The 26615-nt window shown below is 65.4% G+C and carries 24 protein-coding genes; 15 read left to right on the plus strand and 9 right to left on the minus strand.

Annotation, left to right across the window (positions count from 1 at the left end):
• Positions 1-565: 565 nt before the first annotated feature.
• From M9799_RS14305 to M9799_RS14315, 3 genes are read right to left on the minus strand one after another with little or no spacing between them, the layout of a single operon-like run.
• Positions 566-1738 carry a zinc-dependent alcohol dehydrogenase gene (locus M9799_RS14305; protein ID WP_231044554.1) on the minus strand — a complete coding sequence of 391 codons (1173 nt, stop codon included), beginning with the start codon at positions 1736-1738 and terminating at the stop codon, positions 566-568.
• Between the two features lie 10 nt (positions 1739-1748).
• Positions 1749-2510 (minus strand): SRPBCC family protein, encoded by a 762-nt coding sequence (locus tag M9799_RS14310; protein WP_231044555.1) that lies wholly within the window; start codon positions 2508-2510, stop codon positions 1749-1751.
• 46 nt (positions 2511-2556) lie between these two features.
• On the minus strand, positions 2557-3732 hold the full coding sequence (locus M9799_RS14315; protein ID WP_231044556.1) for a major royal jelly family protein: 1176 nt from the start codon (positions 3730-3732) through the stop codon (positions 2557-2559).
• 747 nt (positions 3733-4479) lie between these two features.
• Here M9799_RS14315 and M9799_RS14325 point away from each other — a divergent pair.
• From M9799_RS14325 to M9799_RS14370, 10 genes are all read left to right on the plus strand, one after another.
• Positions 4480-5178: a c-type cytochrome gene (locus tag M9799_RS14325; protein WP_263725516.1), complete on the plus strand. Its 699-nt coding sequence runs from the start codon at positions 4480-4482 to the stop codon at positions 5176-5178.
• Positions 5178-6449 carry a cytochrome c gene (locus M9799_RS14330; protein ID WP_231044558.1) on the plus strand — a complete coding sequence of 424 codons (1272 nt, stop codon included), beginning with the start codon at positions 5178-5180 and terminating at the stop codon, positions 6447-6449. Before M9799_RS14325 ends, M9799_RS14330 begins: the two co-directional genes overlap by 1 nt.
• A 10-nt stretch (positions 6450-6459) precedes the next feature.
• Positions 6460-6828 carry a thioredoxin family protein gene (locus M9799_RS14335; RefSeq protein ID WP_231044559.1) on the plus strand — a complete coding sequence of 123 codons (369 nt, stop codon included), beginning with the start codon at positions 6460-6462 and terminating at the stop codon, positions 6826-6828.
• A 220-nt stretch (positions 6829-7048) separates the two neighbouring features.
• Positions 7049-7630, plus strand: coding sequence for a ribosome maturation factor RimP (gene rimP / locus M9799_RS14340; RefSeq protein ID WP_231044560.1), 582 nt, complete (start codon positions 7049-7051; stop codon positions 7628-7630).
• A 90-nt stretch (positions 7631-7720) separates the two neighbouring features.
• Entirely contained in the window at positions 7721-9205 is a 1485-nt protein-coding gene (nusA, locus tag M9799_RS14345; RefSeq protein WP_231044561.1) for a transcription termination factor NusA, read from the plus strand.
• A 23-nt stretch (positions 9206-9228) separates the two neighbouring features.
• Positions 9229-12105, plus strand: a complete 2877-nt coding sequence (gene infB / locus M9799_RS14350) for a translation initiation factor IF-2 (protein WP_231044562.1) — start codon at positions 9229-9231, stop codon at positions 12103-12105.
• A 3-nt stretch (positions 12106-12108) separates the two neighbouring features.
• Complete coding sequence (rbfA, locus tag M9799_RS14355) at positions 12109-12480, plus strand: 30S ribosome-binding factor RbfA (RefSeq protein WP_231044563.1); 372 nt, start codon at positions 12109-12111, stop codon at positions 12478-12480.
• A 2-nt stretch (positions 12481-12482) separates the two neighbouring features.
• A complete protein-coding gene (gene truB / locus M9799_RS14360; RefSeq protein ID WP_231044564.1) occupies positions 12483-13475 on the plus strand; it encodes a tRNA pseudouridine(55) synthase TruB in 993 nt (330 codons plus the stop codon).
• Complete coding sequence (typA, locus tag M9799_RS14365) at positions 13472-15298, plus strand: translational GTPase TypA (protein WP_231044565.1); 1827 nt, start codon at positions 13472-13474, stop codon at positions 15296-15298. Before truB ends, typA begins: the two co-directional genes overlap by 4 nt.
• A 165-nt stretch (positions 15299-15463) precedes the next feature.
• Positions 15464-16558, plus strand: coding sequence for an enoyl-CoA hydratase/isomerase family protein (locus tag M9799_RS14370; RefSeq protein ID WP_231044566.1), 1095 nt, complete (start codon positions 15464-15466; stop codon positions 16556-16558).
• Between the two features lie 98 nt (positions 16559-16656).
• Here the strand turns inward: M9799_RS14370 and smpB are convergent, their stop codons facing one another.
• A complete protein-coding gene (gene smpB / locus M9799_RS14375; protein WP_231044567.1) occupies positions 16657-17130 on the minus strand; it encodes an SsrA-binding protein SmpB in 474 nt (157 codons plus the stop codon).
• Between the two features lie 144 nt (positions 17131-17274).
• On the opposite strand from smpB, the gene M9799_RS14380 reads away from it, so the two are divergent.
• Both M9799_RS14380 and M9799_RS14385 read left to right on the plus strand, forming a co-directional pair.
• On the plus strand, positions 17275-17715 hold the full coding sequence (locus M9799_RS14380) for a type II toxin-antitoxin system RatA family toxin (protein ID WP_231044568.1): 441 nt from the start codon (positions 17275-17277) through the stop codon (positions 17713-17715).
• Positions 17708-18046 carry an RnfH family protein gene (locus M9799_RS14385; protein ID WP_231044569.1) on the plus strand — a complete coding sequence of 113 codons (339 nt, stop codon included), beginning with the start codon at positions 17708-17710 and terminating at the stop codon, positions 18044-18046. Before M9799_RS14380 ends, M9799_RS14385 begins: the two co-directional genes overlap by 8 nt.
• Here the strand turns inward: M9799_RS14385 and M9799_RS14390 are convergent.
• Positions 18040-18774 (minus strand): DUF4124 domain-containing protein, encoded by a 735-nt coding sequence (locus tag M9799_RS14390; protein WP_318530286.1) that lies wholly within the window; start codon positions 18772-18774, stop codon positions 18040-18042. The two genes, M9799_RS14385 and M9799_RS14390, sit on opposite strands and share 7 nt — an antisense overlap.
• A 147-nt stretch (positions 18775-18921) precedes the next feature.
• On the opposite strand from M9799_RS14390, the gene guaB reads away from it, so the two are divergent.
• The gene (gene guaB, locus M9799_RS14395; protein WP_231044570.1) at positions 18922-20397 is read left to right on the plus strand and encodes an IMP dehydrogenase; all 1476 of its coding nucleotides are present in this window, start codon (positions 18922-18924) and stop codon (positions 20395-20397) included.
• A gap of 73 nt (positions 20398-20470) precedes the next feature.
• Entirely contained in the window at positions 20471-22087 is a 1617-nt protein-coding gene (gene guaA / locus M9799_RS14400; protein ID WP_231044571.1) for a glutamine-hydrolyzing GMP synthase, read from the plus strand.
• A gap of 76 nt (positions 22088-22163) precedes the next feature.
• Here the strand turns inward: guaA and M9799_RS14405 are convergent, their stop codons facing one another.
• Positions 22164-22964, minus strand: coding sequence for a hypothetical protein (locus M9799_RS14405; protein ID WP_231044572.1), 801 nt, complete (start codon positions 22962-22964; stop codon positions 22164-22166).
• A 63-nt stretch (positions 22965-23027) separates the two neighbouring features.
• Positions 23028-23831 (minus strand): hypothetical protein, encoded by an 804-nt coding sequence (locus tag M9799_RS14410; protein WP_231044573.1) that lies wholly within the window; start codon positions 23829-23831, stop codon positions 23028-23030.
• 324 nt (positions 23832-24155) lie between these two features.
• Here M9799_RS14410 and epsC point away from each other — a divergent pair, with 324 nt between their 5' ends.
• Entirely contained in the window at positions 24156-25076 is a 921-nt protein-coding gene (epsC, locus tag M9799_RS14415) for a serine O-acetyltransferase EpsC (RefSeq protein WP_231044574.1), read from the plus strand.
• Between the two features lie 3 nt (positions 25077-25079).
• Here epsC and M9799_RS14420 read toward each other — a convergent pair whose 3' ends face one another.
• Together M9799_RS14420 and M9799_RS14425 are read right to left on the minus strand one after the other, a co-directional pair.
• Positions 25080-25454, minus strand: coding sequence for a nucleotide pyrophosphohydrolase (locus tag M9799_RS14420; protein ID WP_231044575.1), 375 nt, complete (start codon positions 25452-25454; stop codon positions 25080-25082).
• 145 nt (positions 25455-25599) lie between these two features.
• Positions 25600-26601 (minus strand): tripartite tricarboxylate transporter substrate binding protein, encoded by a 1002-nt coding sequence (locus M9799_RS14425; protein WP_231044576.1) that lies wholly within the window; start codon positions 26599-26601, stop codon positions 25600-25602.
• Positions 26602-26615: the final 14 nt, after the last annotated feature.

The following is a 26615-nucleotide window of genomic DNA, read 5'->3' on the forward strand; positions in this document are numbered from 1 at the left end:
GTTGGTGATGTATTTGTTCTTCCCTCCGAGAAGGCGAGGGCTGGCTCGACATCGCAAGCGTTGGGAGTTATTTGGTTAAACCCGAAGCTATCCTATGGTGTAGGGATTCGTACAGGCAGCCCTGGTAGGCGTCGCACGCATGCTCGAAGCGGTCGATCTTGTCCATGTGGAGCGGCAGAGCTTGAGGCAGGCGAGCGAGTAATAGCCGGTTCCGAATTGTTTAGTGCCAAGGTGACGCCATGCGCCTTGAGCACATTCATTTTGGCAATTGTGTCGTCGACGTTCTCCAGGATCGACGTTTCCGCCCATCGATGCGAGCCACCGCCAGCAAGTCCTGCACCTGGGCAAACGACCTGTGGGCGGTGAAGCTGGCGCGCGCTGACGTTGACCGCGACCTTGATCGGCGCGATTGCCGGGCTAGCCGCCAAGGCCGGCAGCTGGCCACAGGCCTTTTGCAGCACCATTGCCCGAGTGCCAGCATCAGCCCGGCTTCCAGGAGCGTGCGCCAGCGCCGGTAGCCCCCGGCGGCGCCGCTTGGGGGCATGTCCATCGGATGCGGCGGGCTCTATGGCGCGAATACCGCGCGTACGCAGCCATCCTTCTTATGCTTGAACATGTCGTAACCGCGCGGTCCGTCCTCGAGCGAGAAACGGTGCGTGGCGAGGTAGGCCGGGTTCAGTTCACCCCTCTGTGCGTGCGCAAGCAGCCGGTCCATGTAGGCTTGCCCGTGCTGCTGGGCGCTGCGCACCGTCATGCCCTTGTTCATGATGGCGCCCATGGGGAACTTGTCGATCAACCCGTAGACGCCGAGGACTGACAGCGTGCCGCCCTTGCGGCAGGCCATGATGGCTTCACGCAGGGCCTGGCCGCGGTCCGTTTCCAGGCGCAGGGCCTGCTTCACGCGGTCATAGGCATACTGCGGGCCGGTGCCGTGCGCCTCCATGCCTACGGCGTCGATGCAGGCATCTGGGCCGCGTCCGCCCGTCATTTCCTTGAGCGCGTCCAGAACGCTGTCGACCTGCGTGTAGTCGATCGTCTCGGCGCCGGCGTGCTCGCGCGCCATTTGCAATCGCTCGGGAAAACGGTCGATCGCGATCACCCGCTCGGCGCCCATCAGCCGCGCGCTCTGCTGCGCCATCAGGCCCACGCCACCACAGCCCCAGACCGCGACCGTGTCGCCCGGACGGATGTTGCAGAAATCGGCGCCCATATAGCCGGTCGGCGCCGCGTCCGATAGAAACAGCGCGGTCTCGTCCTCCACCCCGTCGGGGACCTTGAAGCAGTCGTTATCGGCAAACGGTACCCGAACGTATTGCGCGTGCGCACCCGCGTAGCCGCCGAAAGCGTGGGTATAGCCGTAGATGCCGGCCGTGGGATATCCGCCGAGCATTGGCTCCTGCAATTCGGGTTTGGGATGCGTGTTGTCGCACAACGAGTAGAGAGATTGCTGGCAATACCAGCATTGGCCGCACACAATGAATGACGGGACCACGACGCGGTCGCCCTTCGCCACGCGCTTGACCGCGGGGCCGACTTCCTCGATCACGCCCATGAACTCGTGGCCGATCACGTCGCCGGCCTGCATGGTCGGGATGTAGCCGTCGATGAAATGCAGATCGGAGCCGCAGGTCGTCGACAGGCTGACGCGCAGGATGGCGTCATGGGGGTTCACGATCTCGGGGTCCTTCACCGTGCCGACACGCAAGTCGTTCACGCCGTTCCAGTAAAGTGCTCGCATGTGCTTCTCCTCAGTGTGTGTCGGCGCGAGCGGCGGGCTGGCGCACGGTAGTCGGTATCTCGCCGGTTTCGACGAGGTTCTTGAAGCGCCGCAGCGCGCCGTCGGCGATCACGCGCAGAGGCGCGGCTCCCAGGAGTTCGAGGATCCAATCGCCGAGCGCGCCGCCGGTCGGGTTGAAATGAAACCGCAGCGTGACCACGGTGCCCCGGCCAGCCGGGGCGGGGTGAAAGCGGATCCATCCCTCGTTCGCGATGGCGCCGTCGGAAAGGGCGCGCCATCCGATGCCTTCGTCGGCCCGGTCGACTGTCTCGGTATCCCATTCGCAGGCGCGGCCGAGCGGTCCCTCCAGCTTCCAGTGCATGCGGCCGTCATCAGTGGCATGCACGGAAGCAAAACCTGCCATGACTTGGGGCAGCGTGCCGGGGTCGAGCCAGTAGCGGCGAAGTTCATCTGCAGTCTTGCCGATCGTGATCGAACGCTCCACTTCCGGCTGGCCGCTTGCGGTCCCACGCGCGGACTGCACGCGCAGCGCGCCGACCGCGCCGGCGCCGGCGATCGCGGCGACCATGAGCGCCCCCGCGCCTTTCTTTCGCCCCCCGAGCCCGGCCACGATCGCGGCGGCGCCCAGTGCGATGGGAATCCAGCGCAGGTTCTGCCCCGTCCCGCCGGCCGAGGCGGCCCCGCAAGGGCGGCCGCGCTGCGATGACGTACTCCGTTGTGTATCAAAGATACCGTTTGCCATAATAAAACCCCCTTGTGTTTTGCCCGCCATGCAGTCAGGTTTGGCGTTCGCGGCGCGGGCGTGCCGCACGAGGATGTCAGTCGCGTGGCCGAGGAAGGCGCCATAGCTGGGTCGGCAGGGCCGGTGGCGCATCCCGGTTGAAGAAAGCCGAGTCCTGGATACGCGAGGTGGTCACGTACAGGCTGCCGTCCGGGCCCTGGCTGAAGGTGTCGGGCCAGCGCAGCCGCGGATCCTGCAGCACTGTGCGCAGACGCCCGTCCGGACCCTGGGACAGGTCGCGCGCCTTGATGGCACTGTCCTCGATGGATGTGACATACAGGGTGTCGGTGCCGCGGCCGATCCAGAGACCGTCCGTAGGCCCGACCTTGCCGTAGGCCTGGACGTGGCTGGAGACATCTCCTCCGGCCAGGCCCTTTCCTGTGAGCGCCGCGGTCTGGATGCGGTACAGGGTGTGACCGGTAAGCGCTTTCCAGTACAGCCAGGCACCGTCGGAAGACAGGGCGATGCTGTCGGCGGCGAAAAGCACCTTGCGCCCGTCCGGATAGCGCAGCGGCTTGCCGTCGGTGTTCACGACCACGCCTTTTTCCGGCTGGGTCGACGGATGTCCATCCAGCACCCGGCGCGCCTTGCCGCTGGCCAGCTCCACTACAACCAGCGCACCGCGCTGTCCGGCGTCGGTAAGAAAGGCATGCTTGCCGTCGATCGAGAAGCGGACATCGTTCAGGTACGATCCCGGAATTGCGATATCCTGGCCAAGGCGGACCACCTGGGCCACCCTGTCTGTGGCGAGATCGATGCGCACCAGCTTCGGTCCATCGGGTACGAGGCCATCCACGGCGGGAGCGGCGGGGTCCACTACCCAGACGCTGCCGCGACCGTCGGCCACCACGCTCTGCACGCACACCCAGTGATCCAATGGATCGAGCTCATCGCGCCGTACATTGCGCCAGGCATTCCATTGTTCGTTGGGATAAGGACGCAAGCTCCCATCCTTCATGAGTTCAGCGACCGAGACAAGCGAATCTTCCGTCCAGCGCGGAAAGTTGACGAAGATACGGCCCGTTTCGCTGACCGTCACGCCGGTGACCTGGTGTTCGAACCGGGCCGCCTGCTGCAGCCGCGCATCGGCGCGGTGATGTTCCGATTGCGCCGCAGGTGGCGCCCGTGCCGCTTGTGTGTGTGCCGACGCCGAGCCGGAAGACAGGCATGCTCCTGCCAAGACGAGTGCGAAAAACAGGGACGTGGTTCGCATGACTCTTCCTTTCCAATAACGACAACCCGCGGTGGAGGACACACATCCTGCCACTGCCGATACGACCCATATGCAGGACTACATGCCGTTTGGTGAGCGCTTACTTACGGGTTTTTGTCGATAGCTGCCGGGAGTGCCGTGCCCGTCAGGTGGGCCGTCATCTCCTGGTGGATCAAAGGAGCAGACTATGAAAGCTGTTGTCTATCGCGGTCCCAATCAAATTGCCGTCGAAAACGTGCCCGATCCCAAGATCGAACGTCCGACGGATGCCATCGTCAAATTACCGGCACCAACATCTGCGGTTCCGACCTGCACATGTAGGAGGGCCGGACCGATTTCGAGCAGGGTCGCGTCTTCGGCCACGAGAACCTCGGCGTGGTCATGAAGTCGGCCCGGCGGTTGACCGACATTCACCAGGCTTTTCTTTCGCTTGCGTGCTCACTCATCTGTTGGAGATACGGCAAGAGGTTTTCTTAGGCGCTCTAAGTGGTTGGTGCGTCGTAAAGATATGCTGGGAGCAGTCTGACAGGGCACGAAATGGCCGTGCAGCAGATGCTTGTCATCTACGGGAACTTCTGCGAATGCATGCTCTTAGCAATATTCCCCTGGTCATGAACTGCGGCAAAACGTAGATTCGGCATTTCCGTAGTGCAACCGGATGAGCGCGCCATGTTTTTCTCTACCTCGGGCAAGTTAAAAGTTGGGATCGGGCGTAGTCGCACCATCGGTACCTACTGCTCTGCAACCATGGTGGCCGCTCTGACCACCTTCCTGGCTCTTCGTGCAGGTGCCCAGCAGCCAGCTCCCATCGACTCCATGGCCTGGCGCGTCCAAGCCTGCAGCGCCTGCCATGGCGACCAGGGGCGCGCCACGCCCGAAGGCTATTTCCCGCGGCTGGCCGGCAAGCCCGCAGACTACCTGTTCCGGCAGATGCAGAACTTCCGCGACGGCCGGCGCAACCACACGCAGATGCGCTATCTGATGGCCCACCTCACGGACGACTATCTGCGCGAGATGGCCGGCTTCTTTGCGCGGCGCGAGGTTCCATATCCGCCGCCTCTGCAGCCCCAGGCTGGGGCACAGGCGCTAGCACGCGGCGAGGCGCTCGTGCGCCAGGGCGATGCGGCGCGCGGACTGCCGGCCTGTGTGGCCTGCCATGGCACGGCGATGACCGGAGTGCTGCCCGCGGTACCCGGCCTGCTGGGGCTGTCGCGCGACTATCTCAACAGCCAGCTGGGTGCCTGGAGAACCGGGCAGCGGCATGCGCAGGATCCGGACTGCATGGCCGCAATTGCGCAAAAACTCTCAGCACCGGAAGTGGCGGCGGTGTCGGCCTGGCTGGCGGCGCAGCCCGTTCCCGAGGGCGGCAAGCCAGCTACCCAGCCGTCCGGACCCGCGCCCATGGCCTGCGCGGGGCTGGCTGCCGCGGCGTGGGAGGCGCGATGATGAAATCCTGCTGGATCCAATGCCTGCTGGCGCTGGCTGCATTGCTGGTGGCTTGCACGGCTGCCGTGGCCTGGCTCAATCTGCGCGGAGAGGCGCCCGCCCCGCAGCTGTGGCGCGAACCCGGCACGCCGGCTACCGTTTCCTCCGCCCTGCTGGAAAAGGGCGCCTACCTGGCGCGTGCCGGCAACTGCATGGGCTGCCACACGGCGCAGGGTGGGAAGGAATACGCTGGCGGGCGCGGCATCGAGACACCCTTTGGCGTGGTCTACGCGCCCAATCTCACGCCGGATGCGGAGACCGGCCTGGGGCGCTGGACCTCCGATGCGTTCTGGCGTGCGCTGCACCATGGCCGCTCTCAGGACGGCCGCCTGCTGTACCCGGCCTTTCCCTATCCCCAGTACACGCGCGTGCAGCGCGAAGATGCAAACGCATTGTTTGCCTATCTGCAAAGCCTGGCACCGGTCAGCGCTCCGAACAAGGCGCATCGTCTGGAGTTTCCGTTCAATACCCAGGCGGCGCTGGCGGTATGGCGCGCGCTGTATTTCCGCGCCGCCGAATGGGTGCCCCAGGCCAGCGCCACGGCCGAGTGGAACCGCGGTGCCTATCTGGTGCAGGGCCTTGGCCACTGCGCCGCCTGCCATGCGGCGCGCAATGCCTGGGGCGGCTCGGTGGAGGAGGGATTGCTGCGCGGCGGCATGATGGCGCTGCAGGACTGGTACGCGCCGGCGCTGGGCGGGACGCACGCTGGACAGCAGGACCTGGTGCGGCTGCTGCAGACCGGGGTCTCTGCACACGCCTCCGTCAGCGGGCCGATGGCCGAGGTGGTCTTTCGCAGTACCCAATACCTGTCCGGCGCTGACCTACAGGCCATCGCCGTCTATCTGCAGAGCCTGCCCGCGCCGCCGACGCCGGCCGCGCCGGTGGCCAGGGCCACCGACACCCGGCTTGGTGCCAAGCTCTATGCCCAGCACTGCGCGCAATGCCATGGAGCGCAGGGCGAAGGCCGTCCCGGGGCCATCAATGCGCTGGCCGGCAATCCCGCCGTCAATCTCGAAGACGCCAGCAACGTCGTGCGCATGGTGCTGCAGGGCGGCTATCCCCCCGCGACGGCCGGCAACCCGCGTCCCTATGGAATGCCCCCGTTTTCCCATCAGCTGAGCGATGCCGAGATCGCTGCCGTAGCGAGCTTTGTCCGACAATCCTGGGGCAACATGGCGCCGGCGGTTGGTACCATCGAGGTTTACAGGGCACGCGAGAAGCGGCAGCATTGAAGGAGCGGGAATGGACAGTGGGCAGAGCGTGGAGGGCAGGCAGTGGCTCGTGGTCTGCCTGTGCGCGCAGTGGTGCGGCACATGCACCCAATACCGCCAGGGTTTCGAGGCGCTTGCCGCCAGCCATCCCGAGGCACGCTTCGTGTGGCTGGACATCGAGGACCGGGAAGATGTCGCGGGCGATCTGGACATAGAAACTTTTCCCAGCCTCTTGATTTCCGACGCACGGCACGCACGTTTCCTGGGCCCCTTGCTGCCGCAGCTGCCCGTGCTGGCGCGGCTGCTGGTGTCGCTGCAGGAGGCAGGCCTGGTGGAGGCACCGGTGTCCGTAGCGGCGCAGGATCTGCGCGAACGCGTTCTGGCGGCGGGCATGGCCTGAATCCCTGCCCTGGGCGAGTAGCCTGCGGGCAACCCGGGCCGGGTGGCTGTCTGCAAGTCCTCACAATGGATTGCGGGTACAATATGCCACTCACGACCAAGCGGGCGGGTACATACCGCCCGTTTTTTTTGGTCGCTTGCATTTGGAGCTCGAAGCTGTCGGATGGGTTTTCCGGGGGTTATCGGGTTTTTTGTATTTGCAGAGATGGAATAGGAAACACGTGGCACTACAGCAAATCGTTGAAGAAACAGTCGCAGGCCTGGGCTATGACCTGGTGGAGATCGAGCGCTCCGCCGGCGGGTTGCTGCGCGTCACCATCGATTTGCCGTGGCAACCGCCCACGCCCGAAACGCAGGACCTTCCCGAGCAGTTCGTCACCGTCGAAGACTGCGAGAAGGTCACGCGCCAGCTGCAGTTCGCGTTGGAAGTCGATGGTGCCGAATACAAGCGCCTGGAAGTGTCGTCGCCGGGCATCGACCGGCCGCTGCGCCACGAACAGGATTTCGTGCGCTTCGAAGGCTCGGTCATCGACCTGACGCTCAAGGCGCCGATGGGCGCGGCCGCCGGCGGGCAGGTCAGCGCCAACCGCAAGAAATTCCGCGGCACGCTCGAGCGCAGCGAGGCCGGTGGCTGGCAGATCGTCTGGAGCGACGAGCCGCCCGTGAAGCCGGGCCAGCGCGTGAGCAAGAAACGCGTGCCTGCGCCGCTGCAGGCATTGGGTTTCGCGCTCGACGAGCTGCGTGAAGCGCGCCTTGCACCGATTGTGGATTTCAAGGGCAGGGGCCACAAGACCGCCTCATAAGCGGTGCCGCTGCAGGTCGAATAGGTCGGGGCAAATCGGTGGCGCCAGGGCCGTGCCCCCTCGAAGTGATTGAAATAGGAGAGTCATCGCATGAATCGCGAATTGTTGATGTTGGTAGAGGCCATTTCGCGCGAGAAGAACGTCGAGCGCGATGTGGTCTTTGGTGCTGTGGAATTGGCGCTGGCCCAGGCCACGAAGAAGCTGTACCAGGGCGAAGTGGATATCCGCGTGGCCATCGACCGTGATAGCGGTGATTACGACACCTTCCGCCGCTGGCTGGTCGTGCCCGACGACGCCGGCCTGCAGAACCCCGAGGCCGAGGAACTGCTGATGGACGCGCAAGACCGCGTGCCTGGCATTGCCGTGGGCGAACACATCGAAGACGAAGTGGAATCGGTGCCCATCGGCCGCATCGGCGCGATGGCAGCCAAGCAGGTGATCCTGCAGAAGATCCGCGACGCCGAGCGCGAGATGCTGCTCAACGACTTCATGGCGCGCGGCGAGAAGATCTTCACCGGCACCGTCAAGCGCATGGACAAGGGCGACATCATCGTCGAGGGCGGCCGCGTCGAGGGACGCCTGCGCCGCAGCGAGATGATCCCCAAGGAAAACCTGCGCAATGGCGACCGCGTGCGCGCCATGATTATGGAAGTCGACCTGACGCTGCGCGGCGCGCCGATCATCCTGTCGCGCTCGGCGCCGGAATTCATGGTGGAGCTGTTCCGCAACGAAGTGCCGGAAATCGAGCAGGGCCTGCTGGAAATCAAGAGCTGCGCCCGTGATCCTGGCAGCCGTGCGAAAATCGCCGTGATCTCGCATGACAAGCGCGTCGACCCGATCGGCACCTGCGTCGGCGTGCGCGGCACGCGCGTCAACGCCGTGACCAACGAGCTGGCCGGCGAGCGCGTCGATATCGTGCTGTGGTCCGAAGACCCGGCGCAGTTCGTCATCGGCGCACTGGCGCCCGCCAACGTGTCGTCCATCGTGGTGGACGAAGAGAAACATGCCATGGACGTGGTGGTCGACGAGGAAAACCTCGCCATCGCCATCGGCCGTGGCGGCCAGAACGTGCGTCTGGCCTCCGACCTCACCGGTTGGAAGATCAACATCATGGACGCAGCCGAGTCTGCGCAAAAACAGGCCGACGAAACGGATACCGCGCGTCGCCTGTTCATGGAGAACCTGGATGTGGACGAGGAAATCGCCGACATCCTGATCGAAGAAGGTTTCGCCAGCCTGGAAGAGGTGGCCTATGTGCCGCTGCAGGAAATGCTGGAGATCGAAAGCTTCGACGAAGACACCGTGAACGAGCTGCGGGCGCGTGCAAAGGACGCCTTGCTCACGATGGAAATCGCACGCGAGGAAAATGTCGACAAGGTTTCGCAGGATCTGCGCGACCTCGAGGGATTGACGCCTGAGCTGGTGGCCAAGCTGGCCGACGGTGGCGTGCATACGCGGGATGACTTGGCCGATCTGGCCATTGACGAACTGACCGAACTGACCGGGCAGTCTGCCGACGAAGCGAAAGCTTTGATCATGAAGGCACGTGAACACTGGTTCACCGGGCAAGAGTAAGGTCAGGGAGGAACGAACCAAATATGTCGAGTAACACTGTTGCCGAGTTTGCCGCCGAACTCAAAAAATCCCCCGAAACCTTGTTGCAACAACTGAGCTCCGCCGGTGTTGCCAAGGCCTCGGCTTCCGATGCGTTGACCGAGTCCGATAAACAGAAACTGCTCTCGCACCTGCAGGCCAGCCATGGCACAGGCGGAGCTGACCGCAAGAAAATCACATTGACGAAAAAGTCGACGAGCGAAATCAAGCAGGCTGACGCCACCGGCCGCGCCCGCACCATTCAAGTGGAAGTGCGCAAGAAGCGCACCTTCATCAAGCGTGACGAAGGCAGCGAAGCTGCTTCCGAAAGCGAAGCCGCTCAGGCTGCCGCCGCCCAGGAGCTGGCCGCCAGCGCCAACGCGCAGCGCGAAGCCGAGGAACTGGTGCGCCGCGAGGAAGCCGCGCGCCAGCAGGTGCAGCTGATCAGCCAGCAGGAGGAAGAACTGGTGGAAAAACGCCGTGAGCGCGAAGAGCGCGAACGCCGCGAGCGCGAAGCCGAGGAGCGGGCTGCGGCCTATGCTGCCCAGGAAGCCGCGAAGATCGCCCAGGCCAACGCGCAAAAGGCCGAAGCCTCGCGCGAATACAAGGCGGAAGCCGCCGCCCGCAATGCCGCCCAGGCGGCCGCGCGCGAAAAGGCCGAGGAAGAGTCGCGTCAGCGTGCCGCTGAGGAAGCGACGCGCGCCAAGGATCTCGACGAGCGCCGCCGCAGGGCCCAGGCCGAAGCCGAGGCCATCCGCGCCATGATGGCTGCGCCCAAGCGCGTGCTGGTGGCGAAGAAGCCCGAGGAGCCGCCCAAGCCGGCCGCCGTGGCCAAGCCCGCGGGCGACGCCAAGAAGGGCACGCTGCACAAGCCTGCCACCGGCTCCACCGCGGCACGCCCCGGCGCTGCTGCCCCCGCGCCTGCCGCAGGTGCGGGCAAGGAAGTCAAGTCCGCCAAGCTGTCCTCCAGCTGGGCTGGCGACGGCAAGAAGAAGGAAATCAAGACGCGCGGCGACAGCGCTGCCACGCCCGGCCGTGGCACCAGCAACTGGCGCAGCGGCCCGCGCGGCGGCAGCCGCCGCGGCGGCAATGACCGCCACGAGCAGCAGCAGCATGCACCGGCGGAGTTCCGCGCGATCGAGGTGCACGTGCCCGAGACCATCACGGTGTCGGAGCTGGCGCACAAGATGTCGGTCAAGGCTTCCGAGCTGATCAAGGTGTTGATGAAGATGGGCCAGATGGTCACCATCAACCAGCCCCTGGACCAGGACACGGCGATGATCGTGGTCGAGGAAATGGGCCACACCGCCAAGGTGGCGGCGCTGGACGACCCCGAAGCGTTCACCTTCGAGGAAACCTCGCAGGCGGAAGCCCTGCCGCGCGCCCCTGTGGTGACCGTCATGGGTCACGTCGACCACGGCAAGACCTCGCTGCTCGACTACATCCGCCGCACCAAGGTGGCGGGTGGCGAAGCCGGCGGCATCACGCAGCACATCGGTGCCTACCATGTGAAGACCGAGCGCGGCATGGTGTCCTTCCTGGATACCCCGGGCCACGAGGCCTTCACGGCCATGCGTGCCCGCGGTGCGCAGGCCACCGACATCGTGATCCTGGTGGTTGCCGCCGACGACGGCGTCATGCCCCAGACCAAGGAAGCCATCAAGCACGCCAAGGCGGCGGGTGTTCCCATCGTCGTGGCCATCACCAAGTCGGACAAGCCCGATGCCAACTTCGAGCGCGTGAAGCAGGAGCTGGTGGTCGAAGAGGTCGTGCCCGAAGAGTACGGCGGCGAGTCGCCCTTCGTGCCCGTGTCCTCCAAGACCGGCATGGGCATCGATGATCTGCTCGAGCAGGTGCTGCTGCAGGCCGAAGTGCTGGAACTCAAGGCTCCGGTCGAAGCCGCTGCCAAGGGCCTGGTCATCGAAGCCCAGCTCGACAAGGGCCGCGGCCCCGTGGCGACGGTGCTGGTGCAGTCCGGCACGCTGAAGGTGGGCGACGTGGTGCTGGCCGGCCAGACCTATGGCCGCGTGCGCGCCATGGTGGACGAAACCGGCAAGGCGACCAAGACCGCAGGTCCTTCGATCCCGGTGGAAATCCAGGGTCTGTCGGACGTGCCCGCGGCCGGCGACGAATTCATGGTGCTGGGCGACGAACGCCGCGCCCGTGAGATCGCCACCTACCGCGCCGGCAAGTTCCGCAACACCAAGCTGGCCAAGCAACAGGCTGCCAAGCTGGAGAACGTGTTTGCCGAGATGTCGGCGGGCGAGGTGCAGACCCTGCCCATCATCATCAAGGCCGACGTGCAGGGTTCGCAGGAAGCCCTGGGCCAGTCGCTGCTCAAGCTGTCGACCGAGGAAGTGCGCGTGCAGCTGGTGTATGCCGGCGTGGGCGGCATCAGCGAGTCCGACATCAACCTGGCGATTGCCTCTAAGGCCATCGTGATCGGCTTCAACGTGCGCGCCGATGCGAATGCCCGCAAGACGGCCGAGAACAACGACGTCGAGATCCGTTACTACAACATCATCTATGACGCTGTGGACGAGCTCAAGGCGGCGATGTCCGGCATGCTGGCACCCGAGCAGCGTGAAGAGATCATCGGCATGGCCGAGATCCGCACGGTGTTCGTGGCAACGAAGATCGGCACGATTGCCGGCTCGTACATCACGTCCGGCCATGTCACGCGCAATGCACGCTTCCGCCTGCTGCGCGACAACATCGTCGTCTACACCGGCGAGATCGAGTCGATCAAGCGCCTCAAGGACGACGTCAAGGAAGTCAAGGAAGGCTTCGAGTGCGGTATCAAGCTCCGGAACTACAACGACATCAAGGAAGGTGACGTGCTGGAAGTCTTCGAGATCAAGGAAATCGCACGGACGCTGTAACCGATGGCTGCCAAGAAACGCGCTGCGCCGAATCGCAGCTTCAAGGTCTCCGACCAGATCCAGCGCGATCTGTCGGAGCTGATCGCCCGGGAACTGAAGGACCCGCGCGTGGGCATGGTCACCCTGCAAGGGGTGGAGGTCACTCCCGACTACGCCCACGCCAAGGTGTTCTTCAGCGTCCTCACGGGTGATCCCGAGCAGACGCTCGAAGGCCTGAGCCAGGCCGCGGGCTTCCTGCGCGCGGGCCTGTTCAAGCGCCTGCACATCCATACCGTGCCCACGCTGCATTTCGTCTACGACCGTACGACGGAGCGCGCGTCCGACATGAACGCCTTGATCGCCAAGGCGGTTTCTTCGCGCGCGAAGGACGACTGAGCATGAACGCGCCACGCACCAGGGTGCAGCGGCGCCCTGTGCATGGGGTGTTGCTGCTTGACAAACCGCTGGGCTTTTCCAGCAACGACGCTTTGCAGAAGGTGAAGTGGTTGTTGCGCGCGGAAAAGGCCGGCCATACCGGTACGCTCGATCCATTGGCCAGCGGCGTCTTGCCGCTGTGCTTTGGCGCGGCCACCAAGTTCAGCCAGCTGCAGCTCGAAGCCGCCAAGACCTATGTGGCCATTGCCCGCCTGGGCGCGACCACGACCACTGCGGATGCGGAAGGCGAGGTCGTGCGCGAGCGGCCCGTGGACCTCACGGCCTTCACGCCCGAGCGGCTGCAGTCCGTGGCACAGCGATTCACCGGCCCGATCTCGCAGGTGCCGCCCATGCACAGTGCCTTGAAGAAGGACGGCAAGGCGCTCTACGAATATGCGCGCGAGGGCATCGAGATCGAGCGCCCGGCGCGCGCCGTGACGATCCATGCGCTCGAGATCAGCCTGTGCGAGGATGCGGACGGCTTTGCCGCGGTGAAGCTGGTCGTGACCTGCAGCAAGGGCACCTATATCCGCACGCTGGGTGAGGATGTGGGCGAGGCGCTGGGCTGCGGCGCGCACCTGCGCTTCCTGCGCCGCACCGATACCGGCGGGCTCGGGCTGGAAGCTTGCGTCACGCTCGAAGCGCTCGAGGCCATGGACGAGGAGCAGCGCCTGCTGCAGGTGCAGCCGCCCCAGGTGTTGCTGCATGAACACACGCCTGTCACGCTGAACGAGTACGATGCCGGACGTTTTCTGTCGGGCATGCGCCGGCGCGGCGACTGGGCGGATGCGCCCGCCGTGGCGGTCTATGGCGAAAAGCCACACGCTTTGCTGGGAGTCGGCCATGTGCTGGCCGGGGAACTGATCCCCGACCGCCTGCTGAGTCCCCTGGAAATTCAACAAATTTTGGAAGGCACGCCGCGCCCAACAGACCGCGGCATTTTGGAAACTTTATGAGTACACAAATCCGCAACATCGCGATCATCGCGCACGTTGACCACGGCAAAACCACCATGGTCGATCAGCTCCTGCGCCAGTCCGGCACCTTTGCAGAGCATGAAAAGGTGGTCGACACCGTCATGGACAACAATGCCATCGAGCGCGAGCGCGGCATCACCATCCTGGCCAAGAACTGTGCCGTGAGCTGGGAAGGCACGCACATCAACATTCTCGACACGCCCGGCCACGCGGACTTCGGCGGCGAAGTGGAACGTGCGCTGTCGATGGTCGACGGCGTGGTGCTGCTGATCGACGCGCAGGAGGGCCCCATGCCCCAGACGCGTTTCGTGACCAAGAAGGCGCTGGCCCTGGGCCTCAAGCCCATCGTCGTGGTCAACAAGGTGGACAAGCCCGGTGCGCGTCCCGACTACGTGGTCAACGCCGCCTTCGACCTGTTCGACAAGCTCGGCGCGACCGATGAGCAGCTCGACTTCCCCGTGGTCTACGCCTCGGGCATCAATGGCTGGTCCTCCCTCGAGGAAGGCGCTCCCGGCGAGCAGTGGGGCACCGACATGTCGGCCCTGTTCAACACCATCCTGACGCACGTGCCTTCGGTCGAGGGCGATGCCTCGGCACCCCTGCAGATGCAGGTCTCTGCGCTGGACTATTCCACCTTCGTCGGCCGTATCGGCGTGGGCCGCATCACCCAGGGCACGATCAAGATGGGCCAGGACGTGATGGTCATGGCCGGTCCGGACGGCAAGTCCTACAAGGGCCGCATCAACCAGATCCACAAGTTCCAGGGCATCGACCGCGTGCAGGTCAACGAGGCCGGCCCGAGCGACATCGTTCTGGTCAACGGCATCGAGAACGTCGGCATCGGTGAAACCATCACCGACCCGCTGAACCCGCAGCCGCTGCCCATGCTCAAGATCGACGAACCGACCTTGACCATGAACTTCTGCGTGAACACCTCGCCCCTGGCCGGCCGTGAAGGCAAGTTCGTGACCAGCCGCCAGATCTGGGACCGCCTGCAAAAGGAACTGCGCTCGAACGTGGCCCTGCGCGTGCGTGAGACCGACGAAGACGGCATTTTCGAAGTGTCGGGCCGCGGCGAACTGCACCTCACCATCCTGCTGGAAGAAATGCGCCGCGAAGGCTACGAGCTGGCAGTGTCCAAGCCGCGCGTCGTGTTCCGCGACATCGACGGCGAACGCAACGAGCCGATTGAGCTGGTCACGGCCGACATCGAGGAAGGCCACCAGGGCGGCGTGATGCAGGCGCTGGGCGAGCGCAAGGGCGAGCTGGTCAACATGGAACCCGATGGCCGCGGCCGCGTGCGCCTGGAGTACCGCATCCCGGCGCGTGGCCTGATCGGCTTCACCAACGAGTTCCTGAACCTGACGCGTGGTTCGGGCCTGATCTCGAACATCTTCGACAGCTACGAGCCGCACAAGGGCGACATCGGCGGGCGCAAGAACGGCGTGCTGATCTCCATGGACGACGGTGAAATCTTCACCTACGCCCTGGGCAAGCTCGACGACCGCGGCCGCATGTTCGTCAAGGCCGGCGATCCGGTGTACGAAGGCATGATCATCGGTATTCACAGCCGCGACAACGACCTGGTCGTGAACGCCACGCGTACCAAGCAGCTGACCAACTTCCGCGTTTCCGGCAAGGAAGACGCGATCAAGATCACGCCCCCGATCGACCTGTCGCTGGAATACGGCGTCGAGTTCATCGAGGACGATGAGCTGGTCGAGATCACGCCCAAGAGCATCCGCGTGCGCAAGCGCTTCCTCAAGGAACACGACCGCAAGCGCGCTTCGCGCGAAGGCTGATAGCCCCAATGCCGCGCAGGCCACTGCGCTGCGTCCAGAAAAAGCCGCCTCGTGCGGCTTTTTTTGCGTCTGCGACAAGGGTTGCGGCATGGCCTCGGTTAAGGTTGAAGGTTGGCGCGCAGCCGCGGGGTTGCGCGGGAATCACCTGTAGACAGAGGAAAAATCATGACGGAGACAAATGCGCTGGTCCTGACCGAAGTGCGGGGCCGCATCGGCTGCATCACCCTCAACCGCGCGCGCGCGCTCAACGCGCTGTCGCTCGAGATGGTGCGCGAACTGATGGCCGCGCTGCTCGAGTGGAAGGATGACCCGCAGGTGCTGGCGGTGGCCCTGCGCGGCAGCAGCAAGGAGGGCGTGTTTGGCGCGCTGTGCGCGGGCGGCGATATCCGCTTCCTGCACCAGGCGGGCAGCACGGGCAACCCGCAGCTCGAGGACTTCTTCACCGAGGAATATGCGCTCAACCACCTGATCCACCACTATCCCAAGCCCTACATCGCCTTCATGGACGGCATCGTGATGGGCGGCGGCATGGGCATCAGCCAGGGCGCAAGCGCGCGCATCGTGACCGAGCGCACGAAGATGGCCATGCCCGAGACGGCCATCGGCCTGTTTCCGGACGTCGGCGGCGGCTATTTCCTCAGCCGCTGCCCGGGCCGCGCCGGCGAATGGCTGGGCCTCACGGGGGACATGATCGGTGCGGGTGATGCCATTGCGCTGAACCTGGCCGATGGCTTCATTGCTTCGGAACAACTGCCCGCGCTGTGGGAGACTTTGATCACCCGGGAATTTGGCGACAGCGCTGCGGTGCAGCAGTGGATCGATGGGCAACTCGGCACCACCGAGGCCCACCACGCAGGCCGACAGTCCGAGATCGACCGTTTCTTCGCCTTGCCCACCGTGCCGGCGATCGTCGATGCGCTGGAGGCCGATGGCAGCGATTGGGCCCAGGCCACTGCAGCGACGCTGCGCAAGCGCTCGCCGCTGATGCTGCATGTGGTGCTGGAACAGGTGCGCCGCGCGCGCGAAATGGATCTGGCCGACGACCTGCGCATGGAGCGCGACATGGTGCGCCATTGCTTCTACCTGCGCCCCGGCCAGAGCGAGACCGTCGAGGGCATCCGAGCGCTGGCGGTGGACAAGGACCATGCGCCGCGTTGGAACCCGGCACGCATCGAGGAGGTGCAGGAGGCGGACTGGCAGGCGTTCTTCGTGAGCCCGTGGCCGGCGCATGCGCATCCGCTGGCGGGGCTGGCCGATTGAGGCTTCAAACCGTTCGTCCTGAGCTCGAACGAGATTCATCCGTTCGTCCTGAGCCTGTCGAAGGATGAATGGCCCTGGTCAAGACGGGGCCCGCAACCTCAACGATTGCGCCCCTTCATCGCCCGCTCCACCTCGCGCTTGCCTTCGCGGTCCTTGATGGTGTCGCGCTTGTCGTGCTCACCCTTGCCCTTGGCCAGCGCGATCTCGGCCTTGACCAGGCCGTTCTTCCAGTGCAGGTTCAGCGGCACCAGGGTGTAGCCCTTTTGCTCGACCTTGCCGATCAGCCTGCGGATCTCTTCCTTGTGCAGCAGCAGCTTCTTGGTGCGCGCGGCGTCGGGACTCACGTGGGTCGAGGCGGTGCGCAGCGGGTTGATCTGGCAGCCGATCAGGTACAGCTCGCCGTCCTTGATGACGACGTAGCCATCGGTCAGCTGCACCTTGCCTTCGCGCAGCGCCTTGACCTCCCAGCCGTGCAGCACCATGCCGGCTTCGTGGCGTTCCTCGAAGAAGTAGTTGTAAGCCGCTTTTTTGTTGTCGGCTATGCGGGACGGGGAATCAGTTTTTTTGGCCATGTATGAATTAAGTGCGGCGCAATCCGGGAAATGAAAGCTCTCCCTACAATGTGGTTTGTCGTCTCGCTTCAGAGATTCTAGTTTCCAACGGCCCCGGATGCATGCAACAAGCCTTGGCAGCATCGCCACTCGGGCCCCAATTCCATGAAAACAGTCAACAAATCCGTCCTCATCTGGTACAGCCCTGAAGAAATGTATGCACTGGTGACGGATGTGGACCATTACGCCGATTTCCTGCCCTGGTGCGACCATGCGCGCATCCTGGAGCAGGATGAGCACGGCATGACGGCCGAAGTGGGCATGGCCATGGGCGGGTTGCGCAAATCCTTCGTCACCCGCAATACCCACGAGCCCGGCCGGCGCGTGAACATCCGGCTGGTCGAGGGCCCGTTCTCGCATCTCGAGGGCGACTGGTGCTTCCACGCGGTGGGCGACGGCTCGCAGCGCGCCTGCAAGGTGGAGCTGCGCCTGACCTATGGCTTCGACAGCATGGCGCTGGCGGCGCTGGTCGGGCCGGTATTCGACCGCATCGCGGCCTCGATGGTCGATGCCTTCATCAAGCGCGCGGAACAGGTCTATGGCTGAAGACGCGGCTGCCTCGGCGCCGCTGTGCGTGGAGGTGGTGTTTTCCGCCCAGGCTGGGCAGACACAGGAGTGGACGCTGCACCTGCCGCCGCAGGCATGCCTGCAGGATGCACTGCGCGCCGTGGGCCTTGAAGCCAGCGCCTGCGAGGCAGGCATCTGGGGGCGGCGCGCCGAGCGCGCGCAACGGCTGCGCGACGGCGACCGGGTCGAGCTGTACCGGCCGCTGCTGGTCGATCCCAAGGTCGCGCGGCGCGAGCGCTTCGCGCGCCAGGGCGCGCGCGGGGCGGGACTGTTTTCACGCCAGCGCCCCGGGGGCAAGGCCGGTTACTGAATCGTCGGCGGGGTGGGCTCTTCGGGGCGCCCCGGCCGTGGCGCGCCGGGGCGTGCGAGCTCCGGCGGGGTGGGGTCGCGCCGCGAGGCGGTCCCGGGGACTTCGGGCCGCGGCGTGTTGGCTGGAGTCGCGCTGGACGGGAGGGTGTTGGGCTCGACAGTGGCGGAAGTCGCCGGGCCTGCTGGCTGCGTGCGCGGTGCCGCAGTGCCGGCGCCTGGCCCGCAATCGCTGGCAATGATGCCCTGCGCGCGCTGGCGCTCCTGCGCCCGTGTGGCTTCATCCATATAGGCACGCTCGCCCTGGGCATTGGTGTGCGCCACCAGCCGGCCATCGATCAGCGTGGCCAGCGTCAAGCGGGCGCGCGCGCAGTTGTCCTGGCGCTGCTGTGCCTGCAGCCTTTGCTGCTGCTGCGCCAGCGCCTGGTCGCGCCTCGCCTGTTCGGCTTCCTCCGCGGCCTTGCGCGCCTGCAGCTCGCGGTCCACGCCGCGGCCCTCGACCGGGGCGGCAGGCGCGGCAGGGCCCGATGGGGCAGGGCCCGAGGGGGCGGGTATCGCGGCGGGGCGCACATTGGTGGGCCGCTGCAGGATGCGCTCGGGCGGCACCTGGTTGGGGGGCGGCAGGTCGCTGAAGACCTTGCGCCCCTGCGCGTCGAGCCATTGCCACTGCGCCAGGGCATGGGTGGAAACCAGGCTGCTGGCGCACAGCAGGACAAGCGTGTAGACCTTCATGGGCGTTCGGGCGTGAGGTGAATGGAGGGCGGTGTCGCGCAGGAATCTTCGCACTTCGCCCGCAGCCTGCCAAGGCAAGCGGCAAAAACCGGGCCACGCCTCTAAGAATAGCCGGCACGGATACAATCGTTCTTTTGGAGCTTTCACATGCGCCTTCTTGGAAAAGCACTGACCTTCGACGATGTGTTGCTGGTTCCCGCTTACTCCCAAATCCTGCCCAAGGACACCTCCCTCGCGACCCGTTTCTCGCGCAATATCTCCCTGAACATTCCCCTGGTCTCCGCCGCGATGGACACCGTGACGGAAGCGCGCCTGGCCATTGCCATCGCGCAGGAGGGCGGTATCGGCATCATCCACAAGAACATGACGGCCCAGGAGCAGGCGGCCGAGGTGGCAAAGGTCAAGCGCCATGAATCCGGCGTCGTGATCGACCCTGTGGTCATCACCCCCGACCACACCGTGCTGCAGGTGCTGCAGCTGTCGGAAAACCTCGGCATCTCCGGCTTCCCGGTCTGCGATGGTGGCAAGGTGGTCGGCATCGTCACCAGCCGCGACGTGCGCTTCGAGACGCGCTACGACGTCAAGGTCAGCGAGATCATGACGCAGCGCGAGAAGCTGATCACGGTCAACGAGAAGGCCGGCACGACGCCCGCCGAAGCCAAGGCGCTGCTCAACAAGCACAAGCTCGAGCGCATCCTGGTCGTCAACGATGATTTCGAGCTCAAGGGCCTGATCACCGTCAAGGACATCAACAAGCAGACCACCTTCCCGAACGCCGCGCGCGATGGCGCCGGCCGCCTGCGCGTGGGCGCGGCCGTGGGCGTGGGTGCGGGCACCGAGGAGCGCGTCGAGCTGCTGGTCAAGGCCGGCGTGGACGCGATCATCGTCGACACCGCGCACGGCCACAGCCAGGGCGTGATCGAGCGCGTGCGCTGGGTCAAGCAGAACTATCCGCAGGTCGATGTGGTGGGTGGCAACATCGCCACCGGCGCGGCTGCGCTGGCACTGGTCGAAGCCGGCGCCGACGCGGTGAAGGTCGGCATCGGCCCGGGCTCGATCTGCACGACGCGCATCGTCGCCGGTGTGGGCGTGCCGCAGATCATGGCCATCGACAGCGTGGCCACCGCGCTGCAGGGCACGGGCGTGCCGTTGATCGCCGACGGCGGCGTGCGCTTCTCGGGCGACATCGCCAAGGCGCTGGCAGCCGGGGCATCGACCATCATGATGGGCGGCATGTTTGCCGGCACCGAGGAAGCGCCTGGCGAGGTCATCCTGTACCAGGGCCGCTCGTACAAGAGCTACCGCGGCATGGGCTCGATCGGCGCGATGCAGCAGGGCTCGGCTGACCGCTACTTCCAGGAGTCGTCGACCGGCAACCCCACGGCCGACAAGCTCGTGCCCGAAGGCATCGAAGGCCGCGTGCCCTACAAGGGCTCGATGGTCTCCATCGTCTACCAGATGGCCGGCGGCGTGCGTGCGGCCATGGGCTACTGCGGCTGCGCGAGCATCGAGGAGATGAACAACCGCGCCGAGTTCGTCGAGATCACCACGGCCGGCATTCGCGAGAGCCACGTCCATGACGTGCAGATCACCAAGGAAGCGCCCAACTACCGCGCCGATTAAAATCGGTTCATCGCCATCCATGGCCCGATCCGCTGCTTCGGCAGGCGGGTCGGGCCTTGCCATTTTCCAGACCATGCAACACGACAAGATCCTCATCCTCGACTTCGGCTCCCAAGTCACCCAGCTGATTGCGCGCCGCGTGCGCGAAGCACATGTCTACTGCGAAGTGCATCCCTGCGACGTGAGCAGCGACTGGGTGCGCGAGTTCGCCGCCGACGGCAAGCTGCGCGGGGTGATCCTGTCGGGCAGCCACGCCAGCGTCTACGAAGTCGACGACCGCGCGCCCGACGCCGTGTTCGAGCTGGGCCTGCCCGTGCTCGGCATCTGCTACGGCATGCAGACCATGGCCACCCAGCTGGGCGGCAAGGTCGAAGGCTCGCACCACCGCGAGTTCGGCTACGCCGAAGTGCGCGCCCACGGCGAGACCAGCCTGCTCAAGGGCATCGAGGACTTCGCCACGGACGAGGGCAACAGCATGCTCAAGGTCTGGATGAGCCACGGCGACAAGGTGACCCAGCTGCCCCCGGGCTTCGAGGTCATGTGCTCGACGCCGTCCTGCCCGATCGCCGGCATGGCCGACGAAGCGCGCCGCTATTACGCCGTGCAGTTCCACCCCGAAGTCACGCACAGCGTGCAGGGCCAGGCGATGCTCGACCGCTTCGTGCGCGACATCTGCGGCGCCGCGCCCGACTGGATCATGGGCGACTACATCGAGGAAGCCGTGGCGAAGATCCGCGAGCAGGTGGGTGACGAGGAAGTCATCCTGGGCCTGTCCGGCGGCGTCGATTCGTCCGTGGCCGCGGCGCTGATCCACCGCGCGATCGGCGACCAGCTGACCTGCGTCTTCGTCGACCACGGCCTGCTGCGCCTGAACGAGGGCGACATGGTCATGGAGATGTTTGCCGGCAAGCTGCACGCCAAGGTGGTGCGCGTCGATGCCGCCGACCTGTTCCTGGGCGAGCTCGCCGGCGTGTCCGAACCCGAGCAGAAGCGCAAGATCATCGGCCGCCTGTTCGTCGATGTCTTCAAGGCCGAAGCCAGCAAGCTCAAGGCCGCCAATGCCGGCAGCAAGGGCGCGACCTTCCTGGCGCAGGGCACGATCTACCCCGACGTGATCGAGTCGGGCGGCGCCAAGAGCAAGAAGGCCGTGACCATCAAGAGCCACCACAACGTGGGTGGCCTGCCCGAGCAGCTGGGCCTGAAGCTGCTCGAGCCCCTGCGCGACCTCTTCAAGGACGAAGTGCGCGAGCTCGGCGTGGCCCTGGGTCTGCCGCGCAACATGGTCTACCGCCACCCGTTCCCCGGCCCGGGGCTGGGCGTGCGCATCCTGGGCGAAGTCAAGAAGGAATACGCCGACCTGCTGCGCCGCGCCGACGCGATCTTCAACGAGGAACTCTACAACTTCGTCGACGCCGCCTCGGGCAAGAACTGGTATGAGCTGACCAGCCAGGCCTTCACCGTGTTCCTGCCCGTCAAGAGCGTGGGCGTCATGGGCGACGGCCGCACCTACGACTACGTCGTGGCGCTGCGCGCGGTGCAGACCAGCGACTTCATGACGGCGGACTGGGCCGAGCTGCCCTATGCGCTGCTGAAGAAGGTGTCAGGCCGGATCATCAACGAAGTGCGCGGCATCAACCGCGTGACCTACGACGTTTCGACGAAGCCGCCGGCGACGATCGAGTGGGAGTGATATCCGCATAGGCCGCTGCCGGATCCGGCTCGGGCGCCAACCATCGAAGCCCGCTTTGCAGCGGGCTTTTTTGCTTTCAGAGGCTCTTGCAGGCGAAGCGGGCCACTCCGCTGTAGAGGTTGCCGCCTGGCAGCTGGGCCTTGTACCCCACCACCAGCGCAGGGGTTGCACTGCCCTGGTCCGCCAATGCGATCGCCGCGCCTGGGCCCTGCGCCAGCATCCTGCCGGTGATCGGCATGGACCCCGCACTCCTGATGCGTGTGTGGAGATCTACCGTGGCACTTCCAGCATCCACCTGCAGCTGCAACGCCCCCTGTACGCCAGCACCGTCGGTATCGAAGGAGACATCGGCGGATCCGCTTGCCGAGCCGGCGTTCCTGGCAGAAGCGTAAAAATTGGTTGGCGTCGTGGCGGCCACCGAAGTGCACCGGAGCTGGCCGCTGGCGGGCAGTTTGGCCAAACTGTTATAGACGAGGTAGTGATAGGCATTGTTGTCCGTGCCCGTGAGCGTGTCGGTGCGCGAGGATCCAGTCACAGTGCCTCTCACCCAGCGGCCAAGCGCATAGTGGGTGTCGCCGGAAATATCTGCCGTCTGACGAGACCCCGACAGGGTGTATTCGTCCAGGCGCACCATGGCGCCGCTGTCTGCCTGCTCGGACTCGCCTGCGGAGAAGACCTCCAAGCCTCTCGCGAAAAGCATGAAGCGTTTCTTTTCCTTGGGTACGAATTTGGCGGAGACCTTGCCGGTGTCGACGGCCGGGGCCAGGCCTGCCGTCGCTGCAGGAGACGCGGGACCATCTTCGCCGCCACCGCCTCCGCAGGCCTGCAGCAAGGCCAAGAGCAGCACCGAAAGAGAAACACGAGTGCATTGGTTCATGATGTGCATCCTTGGGTTGTGATCAGAAATGCGCTTGCACTGCGGACCGGACCTGCGGCCGTATCACTTCTTGGTGCAGGAAAAACGGGCGACTCCGGTATAGAAGGTGCCGCCAGGCAACTGCGCCCTGTAGCCCATGACCAACCCGGGAATGGGGCTGCCCTGGTCTGCCAGCATGAGCGCCGCACCCGGGCCCTGCGCCAGCAGCAGCCCGCTATAGGACGTTTGCTCCACATCCGTGATTTCTGCGGACAGGGCCATCGGTGCGCTTTCCCCGACCACGCGCACCTGTATCGTGGCCCGTATGCTTGTGCCCCTGTCGCTGAACACCATGGTTCCGGATCCGCTTGCCGACCCGAGCTTCGCATGGCGATCGGAATTGGCCGTCGGCGCCGTGGCGGCGACGGTCTTGCATTCGGCTTGGCCGATGGTGGGCAGTGCAGTCACGCCGTTGAAGGCAAGGTAGTGATATGACTTGTGGTTGTCCCCGTTCAAGGTCTCGGTTTGCGAGGATCGGGTGACGGTGCCCTTCAGCCAGCGGCCGAGCGCATAGTGTGCGTCGCCGGTAATGTCCACCGTCTGGCGTGATCCCGACAAGGTGGCCGATCCCAGGCGGACCATGGCGCCGCTGTCTGTCTGTTCGGACTCCCCGCGCAAGATCGAATGGCCGGACGCGGAGAACAGCAGGAAGCGCCTGGTTTCGGTGGGGACGAGCCTGGCGGAGACCGAGCCGATGTCGGCGCCAGCGGCAGCGATGCCTTCGGCTGCCGGCGGCGCGGGACTGGCCTTATCATCGCCGCCGCCTCCGCAGGCCTGCAGCAGGGACAGCAGCAGCACGGACAGGGAAACATGAATGGGTTTGCGCATGGTGTGTCACTCCATGGGTGATGCTGAAAAAGACCCATCGGCAAAGGGCGCCGCGCATACACCTCGTGAATTGCCATATCGGCACTGATGGACTGCATCGGGTATGGGTGGTCTGTTGATTTTGCTGAGCGCGCAATGAATCGATCCGTTGGGAGCAGGTTGACGGCGCATAGGAAATCGGTGCGAGGGAGGATAGGAATACTTGTCCCTTTAAGTCGGCTGCGGCTGCGGGGACGCTCAACCCCGCGACTCTTGCAGTGAGCAGCGATGGTTCGGCGTCGAGCCGGGTTAAGCTGGGCACGACAAGAACACCAAGGAATGCCCATGGCGAATTTCGAAGTTGGCGAGATCGTGCGCGCGCTGCGCGGCGCGCGCGAGGAATGGCGCGACCTGCAAAAACGCTCGCGTGAGCCGGGTGAACGCGAGTTTCCGTCGCGCGATGCCGTGGAGCGTGTGGTCGAAGGGCTCAAGGGCGCGTTGTTCCCGATGCGCCTGGGCCCGACCAACCTGCGCCACGAGAGCGAGGATTTCTACGTGGGCCACACGCTCGATGCCGCGCTGCAGGAACTGCTGGGCCAGGCCCGGCTGGAGCTGAACTTCAACGCGCGGCATGCGGCGCGCCCGGCGCAGGAGATCGAGGTCCAGGCCATCGAGGCGGTGCGCCGGTTTGCCAATGCGCTGCCCGAATTGCGGCGCCTGCTCGACACCGATGTGCTCGCGGCCTACCAGGGCGATCCGGCCGCGCGCAGTGTGGACGAAGTACTGCTGTGCTATCCCGGCGTGCTGGCGATGATCCACCACCGCCTGGCGCATGTGCTCTACGGGCTGGAGCTGCCGCTGTTGGCGCGCATCGTCGCCGAGCTGTCGCATGCGCAGACCGGCATCGACATCCATCCCGGCGCGAAGATCGGCGCCAGCTTCTTCATCGACCACGGCACGGGTGTCGTCATCGGCGAGACCGCCGTCATCGGCAACCATGTGCGCCTCTACCAGGCCGTGACGCTGGGCGCCAAGCGCTTTCCAACCGACAGCGAGGGCCAGCTGAAGAAGGGCTTGCCGCGCCACCCGGTGGTGGAAGACGATGTGGTGATCTACGCCGGCGCCACGATCCTGGGCCGCGTGACGCTGGGCCGGGGTGCGACCATTGGCGGCAATGTCTGGATCACGGATGATGTGGCGCCGGGGGCCAGTGTGACGCAGGCCAGCCTGCAGAAGGCGCCCAGGGGAGGGGCTGCGCCCGATTGACGATCAGGACCTGGGCAACCGGTCGTACTTGGTGCTTACACCGCGCGCAGCTTCCACTGGGTACCTGGCGGCGTTGGCGGCCAGCTTGTCCGTGATCGCCGCGTTGAGATCCACGCCCAGCACGTCCGCAAGGCGAATGAGGTAGAGAGCGACGTCGGCCAGTTCGTCCCTTACCGCCTGGGCGGTACTGGGCGCCGAAGCCGCTGCGTGCGAGTCGGCCTCGGTCATCCACTGGAAGATCTCCGTCAGCTCGCCGACTTCCCCCGACAGCGCCATGGCCAGGTTCTTGGGCGAATGGAACTGCTGCCAATCCCGCTCGTGCGCAAATTGCCGCAGCGCCTGCGTGGCGCCGTCCACATCGATCAAAGTCCGGTTCACGTTCTACCCCCTTGGGTAAGGATTGTCATCCATTCCCGTCGCCTGATGCACCGTCCAGCCGGCCTGCGCTCACCAAGAAAAAGCCTTGGCAAGCGGACCTGCCAAGGCTTCGCTGGCAAGCCCCATCCCGTCGGAGCATGCGGCCTCAGAGCGCCGAGATGTTCTTGTCCTTGGCGATCTTGCTCCATCGCGCATAGTCGGTCCCCAGGCGCTTGCGCATCGTCTCCGAGTCCTGGTAGCTGGCGACCGCCCCTGCACCGATCAGCTTCTTCTGCAGCTCGGGGTCGGCCAGGATCACCTTCAGCTCGGCATTCAGGCGGTCGACGATGGCGCGCGGCGTGCCCAGGGGCGCGACCAGGCCGCCCCAGGTGTCGGCGTCGAACCCGGCAAAGCCCTGTTCGGCCACCGACTGGATGCCCGGCAGCAGCAGCTTTGCCTTGTTGGAGCTGCCGGCAATGGCGCGCAGCTTGCCCGCCTGGATGTGGGGCAGGGCGGCAACCACGTCGGCGAACATCACCGGGACTTGCCCGCCGATCAGGTCGGTCACGGCTGGAGCGCTGCCGCGGTAGGGGATGTGCTGCATGTCGAAGCCGCCCAGGTCCTTGAGCTGCTCCATCGACAGGTGGCCGAAGCTGCCGGTGCCGGAGCTGGTGTAGTTCAGCGGCGTCTGGGCGGCCTTGGCGTGGGCGATCAGCTGCTGCAGGTTAGTGACCTCGGGCAGCACGCGCGGGTTGATGACGATGGCCATGGGCAGGTCATAGACCGTGGCCACGGGCAGGAAGTCCTTGCGCACGTCATAGGCGTTGTTGTTGAAAAGCAGCGGCGCAAGCAGCGCCGGCATGCCGAACATCGACAGGTTGTAGCCGTCGGCGGGCGACTTGATGAACGCCGCCGTGCCGATCGAGCCCGAGGCGCCCGGACGGTTCTCGACGATCATGGTCTGGCCCAGGCGCTCGCCAAGCTTTTGCGCGACGATGCGCGCGGCGGTGTCGGTGGGACCGCCGGGTGGGAAGGCGACGACGATCTTCACCAGCTTGCTGGGCCAGGCGGGATCGGCGGCGAAGCTGATGCCCGAAAAGGCGCCGAGCGCGCTGGCGGCGCCAGCGGCCAGCAGGTGGCGGCGATTGATTGCGTGAGGTTGATCCATCTCTTGTCTCCGTT

Origin of the sequence: Comamonas endophytica, assembly GCF_023634805.2 — a bacterium.
Taxonomy (GTDB): domain Bacteria; phylum Pseudomonadota; class Gammaproteobacteria; order Burkholderiales; family Burkholderiaceae_C; genus Comamonas; species Comamonas endophytica.

Excerpts from the sequence above, each read along its gene's own strand:
- M9799_RS14305 (WP_231044554.1), bottom strand. The coding sequence starts at position 1,738 with ATGCGAGCACTTTACTGGAACGGCGTGAACGACTTGCGTGTCGGCACG.
- M9799_RS14310 (WP_231044555.1), bottom strand. The coding sequence starts at position 2,510 with ATGGCGGGCAAAACACAAGGGGGTTTTATTATGGCAAACGGTATCTTT.
- M9799_RS14315 (WP_231044556.1), bottom strand. The coding sequence starts at position 3,732 with ATGCGAACCACGTCCCTGTTTTTCGCACTCGTCTTGGCAGGAGCATGC.
- M9799_RS14325 (WP_263725516.1), top strand. The coding sequence starts at position 4,480 with ATGGTGGCCGCTCTGACCACCTTCCTGGCTCTTCGTGCAGGTGCCCAG.
- M9799_RS14330 (WP_231044558.1), top strand. The coding sequence starts at position 5,178 with ATGAAATCCTGCTGGATCCAATGCCTGCTGGCGCTGGCTGCATTGCTG.
- M9799_RS14335 (WP_231044559.1), top strand. The coding sequence starts at position 6,460 with ATGGACAGTGGGCAGAGCGTGGAGGGCAGGCAGTGGCTCGTGGTCTGC.
- nusA (WP_231044561.1), top strand. The coding sequence starts at position 7,721 with ATGAATCGCGAATTGTTGATGTTGGTAGAGGCCATTTCGCGCGAGAAG.
- infB (WP_231044562.1), top strand. The coding sequence starts at position 9,229 with ATGTCGAGTAACACTGTTGCCGAGTTTGCCGCCGAACTCAAAAAATCC.
- rbfA (WP_231044563.1), top strand. The coding sequence starts at position 12,109 with ATGGCTGCCAAGAAACGCGCTGCGCCGAATCGCAGCTTCAAGGTCTCC.
- truB (WP_231044564.1), top strand. The coding sequence starts at position 12,483 with ATGAACGCGCCACGCACCAGGGTGCAGCGGCGCCCTGTGCATGGGGTG.
- typA (WP_231044565.1), top strand. The coding sequence starts at position 13,472 with ATGAGTACACAAATCCGCAACATCGCGATCATCGCGCACGTTGACCAC.
- M9799_RS14370 (WP_231044566.1), top strand. The coding sequence starts at position 15,464 with ATGACGGAGACAAATGCGCTGGTCCTGACCGAAGTGCGGGGCCGCATC.
- smpB (WP_231044567.1), bottom strand. The coding sequence starts at position 17,130 with ATGGCCAAAAAAACTGATTCCCCGTCCCGCATAGCCGACAACAAAAAA.
- M9799_RS14380 (WP_231044568.1), top strand. The coding sequence starts at position 17,275 with ATGAAAACAGTCAACAAATCCGTCCTCATCTGGTACAGCCCTGAAGAA.
- M9799_RS14385 (WP_231044569.1), top strand. The coding sequence starts at position 17,708 with ATGGCTGAAGACGCGGCTGCCTCGGCGCCGCTGTGCGTGGAGGTGGTG.
- M9799_RS14390 (WP_318530286.1), bottom strand. The coding sequence starts at position 18,774 with ATGAAGGTCTACACGCTTGTCCTGCTGTGCGCCAGCAGCCTGGTTTCC.
- guaB (WP_231044570.1), top strand. The coding sequence starts at position 18,922 with ATGCGCCTTCTTGGAAAAGCACTGACCTTCGACGATGTGTTGCTGGTT.
- guaA (WP_231044571.1), top strand. The coding sequence starts at position 20,471 with ATGCAACACGACAAGATCCTCATCCTCGACTTCGGCTCCCAAGTCACC.
- M9799_RS14405 (WP_231044572.1), bottom strand. The coding sequence starts at position 22,964 with ATGAACCAATGCACTCGTGTTTCTCTTTCGGTGCTGCTCTTGGCCTTG.
- M9799_RS14410 (WP_231044573.1), bottom strand. The coding sequence starts at position 23,831 with ATGCGCAAACCCATTCATGTTTCCCTGTCCGTGCTGCTGCTGTCCCTG.
- epsC (WP_231044574.1), top strand. The coding sequence starts at position 24,156 with ATGGCGAATTTCGAAGTTGGCGAGATCGTGCGCGCGCTGCGCGGCGCG.
- M9799_RS14425 (WP_231044576.1), bottom strand. The coding sequence starts at position 26,601 with ATGGATCAACCTCACGCAATCAATCGCCGCCACCTGCTGGCCGCTGGC.